Below are 14,537 nucleotides of genomic sequence, written 5' to 3' on the forward strand. Positions count from 1 at the left end.
GGCTGAGCGAATAAACTTTCAGGTTCTTCTTTACGTTATCCACGCCGGGCTTGGGATCGCCGTCCCTCAAGAAGGTGCGGAAGAACAGCAGGTTTCCAACTGTGCGCGGACGCGCCACAAAATACCCATCAGGGACCGCGCCCGTGTAGCCGGGCGGCAGCAACAGGTACTTGCCTCCTTTACCTTTATCTGGACCGGTGATGCCAACATCGCTAACCCATCGGAACCAGGCGTCATCGATCGGGCCAAGCACCTCTGGCGGAATCTCCACGACCAGCGGACCATCCTTCGTGCTCAGATAGAGCAAAGTGTAGGGTGTGGTTGTATTGGCAGTCAGGAACAGCGACTTGGCGTTCAAAAGTTGCTCTGAGATCAAAACGGTCTGATTGACGGCTCCAAACTCGGCGAAGCCTTTAAGAAACGCTTCAATCGAAACGGCGGGCAACGCAGCAAGGTATGCTTGAACGCCGCGTTGAAAATCGAGGTTGTCGTAGACCTTCGCCGCTGTAGCTTCGTCGGGGAAGCCATCAGTAAATTTGAGCGTACCGATCCGCGTTTCGACCGTGTTCGGCGTTACGAGGTACGGAGGTGTTTCGGTGGTCATCTTCATCTTGGGCGACTGTGCGTGGGCCAGCGCAGCTGCGGACAAAAATAGCAAAGTGACGGCTCCGAACTTCAACGCACCGCGAAAGTTCATGTTGAGCACTCCGCGAAGGGGATTTGCTACGACTAAGGCGTGCGATTTCCCACAAAACTGAAGTGGCGACCCCGGCGCCTCAATCAATGAGTGTAGCAAAGACGCGCACTCGCACAATGCGATTTCGGCGGCGGCAATGTCCGGTTCGGGCCACGACCGGACCTTCCTTGCGGTAAATGACCGATCAACTTCTCGGTCATCGTCGCACGATCTGGATTACCAATTCGGACAAGGGCTTCGCCCCATCTAAAGGAGTTACAGGGGCGGAGCACGCGGCTTATTTGCCGTTGGTGGGAAATGTTGGGCCACCCGCGGGTTGTTAAGGCAGGAGATAACGACGGAGGAAGCGCATGAAGATATTATCGGCTGTAATCGTCGCCTCTGCCCTGGCCGCAGGCCCCGCCATGGCCCAGCAAGCGGCACCCAACCAGAATTTGCAAACCGAGACAGATAAGGGCGTAAAGACACACAACTCTGGCGCGTCTGGAAACGTCGGAAGTCAGGAGTCCCCTGGCGCCGCAGCGCACCCGCCTGGGCAACCTGGCCTAGGTGGTGCTGCAGCCGCCACTAGTGCGCACAACTCAGGCGCCGGCATCAGCGGTGCGCCCGGCGGTAAGAGCGGACCGCCCCCCGGGCAAGGCACTGTCGGCTCAGCGGGTGACCCTACTGTGCAACAGCAGGATCCGACTAACATCAAGGGACTTCCAGGAAACAAGAGCGGCCCGCCTGTGAAACGTTAAACAATCGCTTTGGCAAACTCAGGGCTTGGATCGAGCGCAGTACCGCCTTTGCCCTGAGTGATGTGCGCACCATGAACCGCCCCTGCCGCTCTGCTGATGAATGCTCTGCTGATGAATAGGGATGATGCGACGCGCGGCGGGCCTGAGCGACAGCAGCAGGCGACATGAGTAGTAGCCACACCTGGTCAGATCCTCGCCGCCGAGCGCAATGATATCGAAGGCCTAAAGGTGCACCTCCGCGTCGTGCTTGCATGAATGCAGCGCGTTGAATTCGGAGACGCCGTTTACGCCGAGCACCGCGGCCTCGCCGTCGATCACGAAGAGCTGCACGCGGTTCTTCAGGGGGCTTTTTGGAGCCCTCCGGCCTAGGGGATGTACTTATCAGCGGCTTGCCGCCTGCGGTCCGGTTTACCGCCAACAGCGGCCGAGGGCGGATAGGCTCCGAGGTCACAATGGGCCACGAGCAGAAGTGCGACAAAAGGGGCCGCCAACTAAAGCCCCTTTATCATGGGATATTGCGGGTGGCTGGTATCGACCTCATCCTGCGCGCATGGAAAACGATGACGCCGCGCTAGCGACGAGGAAGCTGTGCGGAAGATACGACTGGAGGCGGAACTGCTTAGGTCTGCCATCGCTGAAACGCGGGAGCGGATGGACGAAAGCCGCCGACTTCTCGCGCGGGCCTCGGAAGCACATTGGCGAGGCGTTAATTCATCTGGCCGCGGAGCTTCCGTTCTAGCTCGCGCTGATCGTCGGCACACTCCTCAGCTACCAGGCGAGCTTCAGCGGTACGTCGGATTCCTCAGCGCTCCGCGCGAGGCCGTCGTAGCTCTTAGCAACGATGCGAAGAGCATCCCGCGTTTCAGGATATGCGCAGTTGTTTGCCTTGGCGCGTAATTCCTCCGCGCGGTCCCGCGAGTGACTTCGGAGAGTGCATTCTCGCGATGCCCATGACCAATCCCCTTGATTGGATCATTTATTTTCATTGATGGACGTTCAGGCCAGCTTGTTCCGGGACGCAAGCGAAAATAGCATAGAGCAAACTAGGCCACTGCTGAAATTAAGCTAAGCCACCGCGCTCGGAAAGAGGCCAGTACCGGGGCAGCGAGTGAGAACAAGTCGGCAACGAGAACGGATTGCGAACCGCGGCTGCGCCACATCAAGATCCTCTTTGGTCAAAAGCCGTCATCGACCTTGTATCGCCGGACGTTTAACCACGAAGCGGACATTGCTTGCGGGCCGAAAGAGGCCGGTTACAGTAACTGGACGCCTCGCGAAATGCGGCCAGTTCGTGAGCAAATGTGAAGCGAAGCAAAACGCTCGCGGCGCCGTCGGTTGTCGATACTGATGAAAGGTGAGTGTCAATGACTGTTTTCTCCGGCTCGGTATTCGCGATGAACGTTGACGGCAAAGCTATCTTCGCGTTCGAGGCAAAGAATTTCCGGGAAGCCTTCGAGTTGTGCAAAGAGGAGTGGGTTCGTGATGACTTGACCACGATTACATCGAACGGCCTCCCGCTTTGCTCCTCGACGGCCAAGTTGACAGTTCGCAGAGCTGACGAAGCCGAGATTGTCATCTATCGAAATGCTGCTAACCAAGCTCAGACCGAAGACTTGGTCTTAGCATATCTTGTCGAGTTAGATCGAGCGTAGCGACCTTCCCTGTGTCGCGCCTTCTAAGAAGAGAGGGACATCCATCTACTACTTCTGCTCTGGGTCAAAATGAGAAGAACTCAGGTTGAGCAAATCTGGCCTGCAATGGCGGTATGAGCGGACCTCCGCCAGACAAGGAGCAACTTCGCTGATGGGCCAAAAGGCCGCCATGCCCGCCAAATGCAGTTTGTCCTTTATCGACCCCGGGCGACGTCCGAGTCCGTATCGTGTCGTATCAGCGCCGATATCCTGATGCTAGATTTCACAACGGCAGGGAGCACCTGCTTCCTGCTTCATACCGAACAGGAGAACGACATGCCCGATAGCGTCTACAAGGTCATTGAACTGATCGGTACCAGCACCGACTCATGGGAGAAGGCGGCCGCCAATGCGGTCGAGCAAGCTGCAAAATCTCTCCGAGATCTTCGCATTGCAGAGGTCGTCAAGCTCGATATGCAACTGGATGACAAGGGAAAAGTCGAGGCCTATCGCGCCAAGCTCAACGTATCGTTCAAATTCGAGGGCTCCTGAGCCTCGGCACCTCGCCCCCACTTACGGGGCGAGGATGGCTCATTGGAAAAGGGGCGTTGCGCGGTCCGCCCAACCGGACGCTGTGGCCCATCCCGGAAGTTGGCCCTAGTCCGACTGGGACCGATATGCTTTGATGCGAGGGGGCGTGTGGCGCGTGGTGGCCCCATGTACATGGTCATTCGCAAGTACACCAAGGTTCGTTCGGTAGCGGACGCCGCTCGTCGCGCCAAGAGCGGCGTCGGTGAGATCCTGAGGCAATCGCTGGGATTCAGATCTTACCATGTGCTGGATGCGGGCGACGGTGTCGGTATCGCCGTGATGATATTTGACGACCGCGAAAGCGCCAACGCAGCAAACGCCAAGATACTGGCGTTTGTTCAGGCGAGTCTACATGACCTTGATCTTGGGGTTCCCGAAGTTACCACCGGCGAGGTTTTGGTGAACATAGAGCTGGAGGGTCTTCAGGTATAAAGTAGCGGCAAACGTCACCACTGGCGTGGCGGGTGCCGCGCCTTGCTCTTGTAATCGACCTGATGTCACCCTCGCGTTTGCACGCTCGCGTCCTGGACATGCGCGTGCCGCCCGCCAGGAATATTCGACGGGCGTGCTTTTCGAGGAGCAGTAACGACATGAAGCAACACACCTCCGAAGCATTTTCCACCACAGCGATCGGCTGGACACCGCTCATGCTTGTGGGCACCGCGATGCCGCCCCGGGATCCCGATGAAGACGAGGAGGACGAAGACGACGATGAGGAAGATGATGCTGACGAACCGGCGGTCGTGCGCGAGCCGGACGAAGACTAGACTAGCCCGTGTCTCGCAGTCGGCGCTATAGTATCTGCCATGGGCTGGGATGCGAAAGACATAGCGCTTCTCAAAAAGCTCTGGTCCGCAGGACAGAGCGCGGCGCAGATTGCGCGCCGTCTCGGGTGCAGTCGTAACGCGGTCTGCGGCATGCTGACCCGACTGAGCCTGAAGCGCGGCCACAAGTCGCCCACAGCACGGCCCAAGATAAGGCCGGCCCCCAAGCTGAGACCGACGTCGTCGGCAGCCTGCGCCCGTTCAGTCGCACAGAAGGTGTCGTTGAGGACAGCAGAGAGGGAGCAGCCCAAGGAATTCACCAGGCAGCAGCTTTACGCCATTCTGGCTGAGGCGGTCAGAAACACTGGCTAAGAGCTCACCACGAACGTCCTTGCGCTTCCGTCAGTGTCTGGCCCAGTTCGAGGGGTTCGGCTGTTGTGTACCTTCCCAAGCCTTCGTCTACTTCGGGGCCACAAACGGACTCATGCACCGCAGGAAGAGCTATTCGATTACCTCGTCCGCGCGGACGAGGAGCGAGGGCGGCACAGTGAGCCCAAGCGCCTTCGCAGTCTTGATGTTGATGACCAATTCGAATTTGGTCGGCTGCTCCACCGGAAGGTCGGCAGGCTTCGCGCCATGGAAGATCCTGTCGACGAAGGCGGCGGACCGACGATAATAGTCTTCGGAACTGGCTCCGTAGGTTAGAAAGAAGCCCGCCTCCGCGTACTCTCTCTGGAGAGAGGCGGCTGGCAGCCGATTTTCAATGGCCATGTCCGCAATCTGGTCGCGATAGTTGAACAGCACAGTATCTCCCTGCATGACGAACGCCTGCGCGCGCTTCCTCACCATTAGTGCAAACGCTTGTTCAAATGCGTCCGGCGCGCTGGCTTCGGTAGGAATAATCGTCAACCCCAGCGCCTCGGCGGCCCCTCTAATCGCCGTCTGCCGGTTGCGAGTAGCCACAACGTCCGGATTGAACAGGATGCCCAGACGCGAGAGGTCGGGCAAAGCTTCCTTCAGCAACTCAAACCGTTTGCCCAAAATCTCGCCGCCCGCATCCGCGACGACGCCAATGACGTTGCCGCCGGGGCGCGCCAGGCTGGCGACAAGCCCGGTAGCGACTGGATCGATAGCGCTGGTCATCACGATTGGAATGGCTGTGGTCGCCTTCATGGCCGCAACCACGCTCGGATTGCCTCCGGTGGCCATGATGATGTCCAAACCAAGCCCGACCAACTCCGCCGCAAACCCGGACAGACGTCCCATATCGCCGTTTGCGAAGCGATACTCGATGATGACATTCTCGCCGACGTGGTAGCCGAGGCTCCGCAGGCCTTGCTCGAACGCTTCAGTATAGCGGATCGTTCGCTCCCGAAACGAGATCGAGAGGTATCCCACCCGGTAGACCCGCCTTGCCGGTTGCTGCGCGCGCGCGGCAAGTGGCCACGTTGCTGCCGTGCCGCCGAATGGCGTGATGAACTCGCGCCGTCGCATGTATTCCCCCTTAGGGAAACCTCTTCGACGCCTCAATCCTAACAATTTGCGACGGGCGGCAGGTGAGAAACGACAGCCAAATCGATCGCAGACGCTGCGACCCAATGTCCGTTCCGGGTCCAAAAGCGGCCAATCGGCTATCCGTCGTGGCGCCCATTTTTGTTTGAAAAAACTTCGTTCGCCTCTTCAAAGCGGCGGACGGCGCGCTCAAGATCGAACCGTCCTTCAGGAGGGTTTCCGGATCCCACTCGCTTCTATGCGTGGGGTCGAGAATCGCCCCCATACACATGAATCGCGCCCGTCAGGCGGGAATGCCAATGTGTGCCGCCTTGGTATTGCATTTCGCCAAAGGCGCCTGAGTCGTCTCGTGACGAGCCGTTTCAGGTCATTTCCGCCGACCCAATCGATGCCGGCCCGGCCTGATGTCCGCGAAAGAAGCCTTATGCAAGCTCTGCCCGATTGCCGGAAAATTCAGTTCGGGTATGCTTTGCCGGTTAACCCGCGCCAGTTTGCTTTTCCCAGAATAAGTACGACACAGGAGGTAGCATGGGCCACAGATATCAAACCATCCTTGAGACGGTCGGCCATACACCCGTCGTGCGCATCAATCGTCTCGCTCCCACGGGAGTCAATTTGTTCGTGAAGGTTGAGGCCTTCAATCCGCTCGGCTCGGTCAAGGATCGGCTGGCTCTGGGCGTGATCGAAGCCGCAGAGAAATCCGGGGATCTGAAACCTGGTCAAACCGTCATCGAGGCGACCAGCGGCAACACGGGAATCGGACTTGCGATGGTTTGCGCCGCCAAGGGGTACCCGCTGGTGGTCACAATGGCCGAGCCCTTCAGCATCGAGCGCCGCAAGCTCATGCGATTTCTGGGTGCGAAGGTCATCGTGACGCCTGCGGCCGATCGGGCCGTTGGAATGATCAACAAAACGATCGAGCTTGCCAAAACGCACGGCTGGTTCATGACGCGGCAATTCGAGAACGAAGCCAATCCCGACTTCCACTCCAAAACCACGGCGCTCGAGATTCTGGACGATTTCGCAGGAGAACGACTGGACTATTGGGTCACCGGTTACGGAACCGGCGGCACACTGAAGGGTGTTGCGCGGGTGCTCGCTAAGGAGCGCCCCGAAACCAAGATCATCGTCTGCGAGCCCGAAGAAGCGCAGCTCTTGGGCAGCGGTATCGAGCAGCAGCGGAACCCGGATGGCACGCCGGCGGCGCCACATCCGGATTTCAAGCCGCATCCAATGCAGGGCTGGACACCTGATTTCATTCCGAAGCTGACCGGGGACGCCGTTATGATGAAGGTCATCAATCAGATTCTGCCGATTCCCGGCCCCGATGCTATTCGATGCAGCAAGGAGCTTGCGACCAAGGAAGGCATCTTTGTCGGCATCACCTCGGGCGCAACCATGGCGGGTGCGCTGAAGGTCGCAGCCCAAGCAGAGAAGGGCGCAAATATTCTTTGCATGCTGCCTGACACCGGTGAACGTTATCTTAGCACGCCACTCTTCGCGGATGTCTCTGCCGACATGAACGAGGAAGAGCTCAAGATATCGCGCTCCACGCCGACTGCTCAGTTCAAGCCATAGTTGTTCGGGACGCAATCCTGCACTGAATCAGCTGAAAGTGGACATCACCGCATGACTTGGTTGGATCAAAAGCCGCCGTAGTACGGTGTCTGCGACATGTCCGGTGTACTGCTGATCGCGACTGAATGGCGGAGATCGTAGGACGTCTTAAATGGGCCAAACGCAGACGTTTCGTGCTTTTCTCGCACAGATTGCTATCATGACACGGCGCCAGACCTTCGGTATCGTCCCTTAGCGAGAAACCTTGAAATTTCGGAGGGTGAGAGGATGCCATCTTTCCGAAACCCCGCCGTTCAGTGAGTTCATTGATGCTGGCGACCACGATCTCGTCGGCTCGCTTTAAGTCGTCCATGCGAGCGGGTCGGCACACGACAGCCATTTTCGAGTCCTCCTTCGGGATCAGCACGCCAGACCAACTATAGAACCGGGCCGCAGCGTAGCGGCCTTCCACTGACATCCTGAACCAAGATGAGAGGGACGAAATGCCCTCACCTGGATCAGGCCAGCGGCCGGATGTTCTGATTCATGCGGAAGAAATTGTTCGGATCATACTTAGCCTTGATCTGCTGCAGACGCCGGTAGTTCGGTCCATATGCGGCAGCTACGGGATCGCCCACCTCGTCATCGTCGAGATAGTTGACATACCGACCGGAGGAGAAGAAGGGTCGCATGCCTTCGTAGGTTTCGCGTGCCCAGGAGATGCATTGCCTCGTATCGTCCGGCTGCATCCATTGCGCGAGCACCAGGAAGTTGTAGCCTTCTTGCCGATGCGGAAACGCCGTATCCCTTGCATCGACACGGGCCGCCGCGCCGTGGATGTGCTCGAGAAGCAGCTGCCCCATGGGTGTCGGGCAGCGCGCGAAACATTCGATCATGGTCGCAATCGCACCATCACTCAGCTCACTGAGGAAATTGGACTTCCAATAGTTGAGGGCGCCTCTGGGGTAGTTGGCATCGAGCATGCTGTTGAGCTGGCAATAGGGCATCGGCCCGATTGCGTCCAAGATCGGAGCCCCGAATTGTTTCAGCGGCTGCACGGCTCGTTCGGCTTCCGCTGCCGGACCGCAATGGCTGGTGACCAAGGCAGCTACCTCTGCGCCGGACCCGTCGGGCGCATGCGTCAGGGTTGCGAACAGCGTGTGCTCGTCCGGTAGCGATCGCGTGCTGGCCCGGAAGAATTCGAGCACGTCACGGGAGCGATCGATAGAGTAGACGATGGGGCCGCCGGTAATGATTGGCCCAACTGCATGAAGGTCGTATTCGAGACTGGTGGCAATCCCGAAGTTTCCGCCGCCGCCGCGGATGGCCCAGAACAGATCGGGTTCCTCTTGCTTGCTGACCTGCAAGACCTTGCCATCGGCGGTGACGAGTTCGACAGCGCGCAAATTATCCAATGCCAGGCCGTACTTGCCCATCAGCCAGCCGAGTCCTCCGCCGAGGGTCAATCCGGCGATACCCGTGGTCGAGACCACACCTCCGGTGACCGCGAGGCCGTGAAGTTGCGTCTCGCGATTGACATCGCCCCAAGTCGCCCCGCCCTGCGCGCGTACGGTTTTGCCGACAGCATCGACATGGACGCCCCTCATTGGGGACAGGTCGATCATTATCCCGCCGTCGATGGTCGCGCGTCCCGCGACGTTATGGCCGCCGCCACGAACCGCGACCTCGAGGCCGAGCTTGATCACAAGAGCGACGGCGTCCACGACGTCGGCCACACTGCGGCATCTGGCAATCAACGCTGGCCGTTTGTCGACCAACCCGTTGTGGACCTTTCTCGCCTCCTCGTAGCCCTCGTCCGTTGGCTTGAGCAGTTGTCCTCCGAAGGAGGCGCTAAGGTCGGCGGCGGCGCTCGCGACAGATGTGATGGACGACATGACACGGTCTCCTCAATTCAACCGGCTATATCTTCAATCGGCGGCCCTCTCGGAGCAAACCCGAAGAATTCAGGTGAAGATGAATTGGTTTCATCTAGACTAGCCGCATGCACAAGCTGCCGCCCCTGATCGAGCTCCGCGCTTTTGAAGCTGCCGCCCGCCATCTGAGCTTCAAGAAGGCCGCGGCAGAACTCGGCGTGACGCCAACCGCGATCAGCCATCAAATCGTGCTGCTTGAGCAGTATTGTGGCCGCGCTCTGTTTCGCCGCAGACCCCGACCTCTTTCGCTCACCGATGCCGGAGCGCGGCTGTTTCCCGCCATTCGCGGCGGCCTTGAGGTGTTTGCCGCCGCAATCGCGGCCGTCAGGCGGGATACCGACCAACAGCCTCTTCGGGTGACGACAACGAATGCTTTCGCCAGCCGCTGGCTCGTGCCCCGCCTGCCCGCGTGGCGGAAGTTGCATCCCGATGTGCCGCTGGAAGTCATCGGCACGGACACCGTGCTCGATCTGCACGCCGGCGATGGCGATGTCGCCATTCGTTATGCGACTAGCCGAGTACTGCCGACGGACGGGATCGTCAATGATCTCTTCAGCGATACATTCTGGCCCGTCTGCAATCCGCGTTTGCTTTCAACGGGACGCCTGAAGAGACCAGTCGACCTCGCAAACCACGTTCTGATTCACTCCTATTGGTCGCCGGCCGATCGTGAGCCGCCCACATGGCAGAGATGGTTTGCCGTGGCCCAGCGCAGGTGGCGCGAAGTGCCCCAATTCAAGGATATGCAGCACTTGAGTTTCCGGGAGGAACTGCACGCCATCGAGGCGGTGATCGCGGGGCAGGGAGTCGGGATTTTCAGTGATGTGCTCGTCGCACACGAACTCGCCGCCGGTACGCTCGTGAAAGCGTTCAAGTTGAGCTTGTCTGGCTATAGTTTCCATGTGGTCAGTAGGCCAAGCCATCCGCGCGCGAAGACCATCCGAACCTTCTCAGAGTGGTTGCAGTCAAATGCTTAATCCGCTTCTTCTGCGCCTTCGAAATGTTTGCTCGGCTTCAGAATGCGAAGAACTCAGCGTGGGCAAATCTCGACCGCTGTGCCCGGCTAAGCGGACCTCGATAAGGCGTGCGCCGACTTCGCTTCCGGGTTCATAAGCAGTCATTGCGAGTTTGGATCGGTGTTTGAATGCACCGACCCGCACTGAATGAAACGGAGCGAGCGAGAGCAAGTGCGGTGCGCGAGAGCCCGGTTGTGCGTTGGACCCGGGGTAGCCTGGATGACCCACATTGGCGCGGAGTCGTGGCGGCGCCAGCGTGGACCGGCGATGCGCAGATGCGGAGGAACAAATGTGAGCCGGCGAGGAGCTGAACAAACTGCATCACTTCAACCGATCGAGGAGCGCCTTTGCGTCTTTCAGGTCCGAAGTACCTAACCCCTGGGTGAACCAATTGTAAATTGGCGCGAGAATATCGCGTGCCTTCCGTTCATGGTGTTCGGCTATTACCCGGGCTAACGCTGTGGCGGAACGGAGCTCAAAAAGTCTAGCTTCCTGCTGGCGGGCCATTTCTATGGCCTTGGCCAGGCATTCTTCTACCATGTCAGTAGGTGCGCCCTCGCACTGAAGCAACAAAGCGTCCAGCCGATCCATTTCCGCCGCGAGATAGTTTTCGCCAAAACTCGCGCAATGCGCTCGCGCGGCTGACAAATAGGACCGCGCCGCCACGGCGTGACCTTGCAGGAGAAAACTCTCCGCCAAGCAGATCTCGGTGTGGGTGGTGTGCAGGACGGCTCCGGTTTCGTACCATCGCCTCACGCCCTGTCGCAGGAGATTCAGGCCGCCCTCGAAATCGCCGAGCTGATGAATTGCCCAGCCTTTGCATCGCTCACCGAGAGCCAGCCATTGGGGCATGCGGTGCTCGCGCGCCGTCTCAATGGCTTCCGATGCGAAGCGGGCCGTTGCCGCAGGCTCGTGCTGCGACTGAGAAACGTGCGCGGCAACGCCGAGCGCCCAGGCAAGGCTGTGCGCGTTATTTTGCTGGCGCGCATGCGCTACGGCCGCCTCAATCAGCCTCATCCCGGATTCGGGGAAACCCATCAAGATTTTTACCTGCCCGCCATAGGCTCGGCAAACCATGCTTGGATGCTCGCCATAAATCGCGAATTCGCCCTCCGGAATTGTGTCGGCGATAGTCGCTCCCTGAGCAAGCGTTTCGGCGGCCTCTCGGAATTCGCCTGCAATAAGTAGCGAGTAGCCTGATGCCCGATGCGCCACGGCGAGTTTTGCCGGATTCCCGTCTTCTTCTGCCAAGCCGACCAAGTCTCTTGCCAAAGCCGCCGTCCTCGGAAGCGGCTGGCGCATCAGGCTGGAATTCCATGCGATCCGTTGCGCGGCGAAGCGACTCTGCGACTCGTCGAGCTTGTCCGAAAGTTCCTTGGCCCGAACAGCACACTCCTCCAAACGTATCGACCCAAAGCCGTGGACCGCGATCAGGGATACCGCGAGAGCAAGCATCAGACCCAGCTCACGCTCATCGCGCTGATGGCTCGGCGGCAGCTTTCCCACTAAATCGAGCGCGCATCCGAAATGACCGACCGCCTCGTGATGAGCAGATCGGTCTGCGCTGCGCGCTCCGGCGCGTCTCCAAAACTCGATCGCGAGATCGACCAGGCCTGCCTGCGAGTAGTGATGAGCTAAAGTCTCTGGCTGCGCCCCGATCGTCTCCTGGAATTCTTGTTCGAGCACCTTGGCGATACGGGCATGCAACTCCTGGCGTTGACTGCGTAGAAGAGTGCCATAAGCCGTGTCCTGCACCAGGGCATGCTTGAACAGGTAGGTCGCACGCGGCGGCGCGCCCTGCCGGAACAGCAAGCCAGCCGCAATGAGACGGTCCAACGCCGATCCCAGCTCTGGTTCGCGCTGGCGCACCACCGAAGCCAGCAGGGCGTAGGAGAACTGGCGCCCGATCGCCGCCCCGACCTGCGCCACCTCCTTGGCCGCGCCGAGCCGGTCGAGCCGCGCCATAAGCGACGCGTGCAGGCTTGCGGGGACCGCCAGCGCCGGGGGCGGAACCGCGCTGGCTGTCCGCCGCGCTTCGCCCTCGCCCTCCGACTCCATCACCGCCTTGGTCATTTCCTCCACGAAAAGGGGAATGCCGTCGGTGCGCTCGATGATATCCTGCCGGATGCTTGCCGGCAGACCCTTGTTGCCGACAAGATGCTCGATTATGGCATCGATGTCGCGCTGACCTAGCCGATTGATGGTGAGGGCGGTCACGTAAGACCGGCCGATCCAGGGTGGATTGAATTCCGGCCGAAACGTCACGCTCAGCAACACGCGCAAGGTCGGAATCTGGTCCACCACCCGACCAAGCACTTCCAGACTCGTCGGGTCGATCCAGTGCACATCCTCGAAGATCATTAGCACCGGATTCGCTCGCACTAGCGTCTCTAGTTGGGCGGCGAGTGCTTCCAGCGTTCGTTGCCGGCGTTGCTGCGGTGTCAGCTCGATCACCGGATAGCGGTCATCGTTCGCGAGCGACAGCATCTCGGCAAAGAGTGCCGCGTCCTGGGCTGACGTCGAAGTCTGCGCGAGCAGTGCGTCGAGTTTGTCGAGCTTCGCTTGCGGGGAGTCGTCGTACGCGAGTCCGGCGGCACGTTCCATCTGGTGGATGAAGGGATAGAGCGCGCTGTCGGTATGCTGTGGAGAACAGAAATAGCGCAGGCGCGTGTGCGGCTCGCCGGCAAGGCGTTCCAAAAGCGCAGCCGTGAGCCGCGATTTGCCAATGCCGGGCTCGCCCGAAAGCAACACGACTTGGCCTTCGCCGGCTTTTGTCTTCGACCAGCGCCGTAGCAGCAGTTCGAGTTCTTCTTCCCGCCCGATAAGTTCCGTCAGCCCGGTCGCGTGAAAAGCCTCGAAGCGGCTTTCAACTGAAGCCGGTCGCAGTGCCGCCCAGGCATTGGCAGGCACCGGTATGCCCTTCAGATCCTTTACTCCGAGGTCCTCAAGCTCGAATAGATTGCCGAGCAGCTTGCGGGTATTTTCGGCAATAACGACCGTGTTCGGTTCTGCAATGCCCTGCAAGCGTGCCGCATGGTTCGGCGTCTCGCCAACGATTGCCTGCTCCTGAGCAGAGCCCGACCCGATCAGGTCGCCGACCACTACTAGCCCGGTGGCAATGCCGACCCGCGTCTGCAGTACCGCCCGGGTCTTTTGATTACTTACGGCACTCACCAACTCCAGCCCCGCGCGTACCGCTCGCTCTGCGTCATCTTCGTGAGCCTGCGGGTAGCCGAAGTAGATCAGCACGCCGTCGCCCATGTACTTCGCCACGAATCCGCCGAAGCGGCTCACAGTTTCGGCGACGCAGTTCTGATATACCGAAATTACCTCGCGCAGGTCCTCCGCGTCCATGCGGGCGGAGAGCGCCGTCGAACCCACAAGGTCCGAGAACATCACTGTGACTTGGCGGAACTCGGCGGTATCGTTCGGTTGAAGAGTTGCAGCAGTAGGCTTGGGTGTTCCGTTGTCGACGCCATCCAGTTCGGCTATCGCACGTAGCATCTTGCGGCGATGGCCGAGCAAGACCCCGAGGTCCTTAAGATCCTGATCCGTCAAATCGCGGAGCACGCTGAGCTCGACACCGTTTTCGGCAAAGCGTTCGGCGTACTCGGACACGCCGAGCTTTTTAAGCCAGTCCGCAACTTGCTGCATGGCGGCCTCGCGCGGATTGTTTGCCCGACCCAGCTTCGGGACCGGGGCGACAGTTGGCGTGTCAATCTCGCAAATACGCGCGGCCAGTTTACCGCCCAGGATGGCCGGCATTCAATCTACCAATGGAGCCATCAGGGGCCGAAATGACAAATCGGGTCGAACTGAGAAGAACTCGGTGCGAGCACCACGTTGTCGGCTTTGCCGATGAACGCGGACATTTTACCTAGCCGGCGGCATGTCTCAGAAGGGCCACAGGCTGACTTCCGCGCCGACTTGACCTGGTGTCGGCTTATCTCCTGAAGGCAGACATAGCGGCTGTGTAAGTGGAGGTCGGCAACTTCACATGAGCTGAAGTTGCTGGTTCGACGGGATGAAAGCGGCACTCCCATTGCTATTGCTCAACCGAAACTCGTTGATGCCCGGAGAACTACGGACGCGGAA

Annotated in this window: 11 protein-coding genes; 7 read left to right on the forward strand and 4 right to left on the reverse strand. The window is 59.6% G+C overall.

The features are described from left to right. A partial coding sequence (locus tag IVB27_RS05340) for a DUF1254 domain-containing protein (protein ID WP_247441957.1) occupies positions 1 to 697 on the reverse strand: 697 nt, incomplete at its 3' end. Positions 698 to 2,801: 2,104 nt separating this feature from the next. Between IVB27_RS05340 and IVB27_RS05350 the strand changes: the two genes are divergently transcribed. From IVB27_RS05350 to IVB27_RS05370, 5 genes are all read left to right on the forward strand, one after another. Beyond that, positions 2,802 to 3,089 carry a hypothetical protein gene (locus IVB27_RS05350; protein ID WP_247441958.1) on the forward strand — a complete coding sequence of 96 codons (288 nt, stop codon included), beginning with the start codon at positions 2,802 to 2,804 and terminating at the stop codon, positions 3,087 to 3,089. Between the two features lie 315 nt (positions 3,090 to 3,404). Further along, positions 3,405 to 3,620: a dodecin family protein gene (locus tag IVB27_RS05355; protein WP_247341002.1), complete on the forward strand. Its 216-nt coding sequence runs from the start codon at positions 3,405 to 3,407 to the stop codon at positions 3,618 to 3,620. Positions 3,621 to 3,791: 171 nt separating this feature from the next. Beyond that, on the forward strand, positions 3,792 to 4,091 hold the full coding sequence (locus tag IVB27_RS05360; RefSeq protein ID WP_524536463.1) for a hypothetical protein: 300 nt from the start codon (positions 3,792 to 3,794) through the stop codon (positions 4,089 to 4,091). A gap of 158 nt (positions 4,092 to 4,249) precedes the next feature. Further along, entirely contained in the window at positions 4,250 to 4,426 is a 177-nt protein-coding gene (locus IVB27_RS05365) for a hypothetical protein (protein ID WP_247441961.1), read from the forward strand. A 39-nt stretch (positions 4,427 to 4,465) separates the two neighbouring features. Then, positions 4,466 to 4,795 carry a GcrA family cell cycle regulator gene (locus tag IVB27_RS05370; protein WP_247441963.1) on the forward strand — a complete coding sequence of 110 codons (330 nt, stop codon included), beginning with the start codon at positions 4,466 to 4,468 and terminating at the stop codon, positions 4,793 to 4,795. 129 nt (positions 4,796 to 4,924) lie between these two features. Here the strand turns inward: IVB27_RS05370 and IVB27_RS05375 are convergent, their stop codons facing one another. Then, a complete protein-coding gene (locus IVB27_RS05375) occupies positions 4,925 to 5,917 on the reverse strand; it encodes an ABC transporter substrate-binding protein (protein ID WP_247441966.1) in 993 nt (330 codons plus the stop codon). A gap of 546 nt (positions 5,918 to 6,463) precedes the next feature. On the opposite strand from IVB27_RS05375, the gene cysK reads away from it, so the two are divergent. After that, positions 6,464 to 7,513, forward strand: a complete 1,050-nt coding sequence (gene cysK, locus IVB27_RS05380) for a cysteine synthase A (protein ID WP_247441968.1) — start codon at positions 6,464 to 6,466, stop codon at positions 7,511 to 7,513. Between the two features lie 497 nt (positions 7,514 to 8,010). Here the strand turns inward: cysK and IVB27_RS05385 are convergent, their stop codons facing one another. After that, the gene (locus tag IVB27_RS05385) at positions 8,011 to 9,387 is read right to left on the reverse strand and encodes an FAD-binding oxidoreductase (protein WP_247410852.1); all 1,377 of its coding nucleotides are present in this window, start codon (positions 9,385 to 9,387) and stop codon (positions 8,011 to 8,013) included. A 107-nt stretch (positions 9,388 to 9,494) separates the two neighbouring features. Here IVB27_RS05385 and IVB27_RS05390 point away from each other — a divergent pair, with 107 nt between their 5' ends. Beyond that, positions 9,495 to 10,403, forward strand: coding sequence for a LysR substrate-binding domain-containing protein (locus IVB27_RS05390; RefSeq protein WP_247369498.1), 909 nt, complete (start codon positions 9,495 to 9,497; stop codon positions 10,401 to 10,403). A 360-nt stretch (positions 10,404 to 10,763) separates the two neighbouring features. On the opposite strand, the gene IVB27_RS05395 is transcribed toward IVB27_RS05390, so the two are convergent. After that, on the reverse strand, positions 10,764 to 14,207 hold the full coding sequence (locus IVB27_RS05395; protein WP_247441972.1) for an AAA family ATPase: 3,444 nt from the start codon (positions 14,205 to 14,207) through the stop codon (positions 10,764 to 10,766). Positions 14,208 to 14,537: the final 330 nt, after the last annotated feature.

It is taken from the genome of Bradyrhizobium sp. 197, assembly GCF_023073375.1.
Taxonomy (GTDB): domain Bacteria; phylum Pseudomonadota; class Alphaproteobacteria; order Rhizobiales; family Xanthobacteraceae; genus Bradyrhizobium.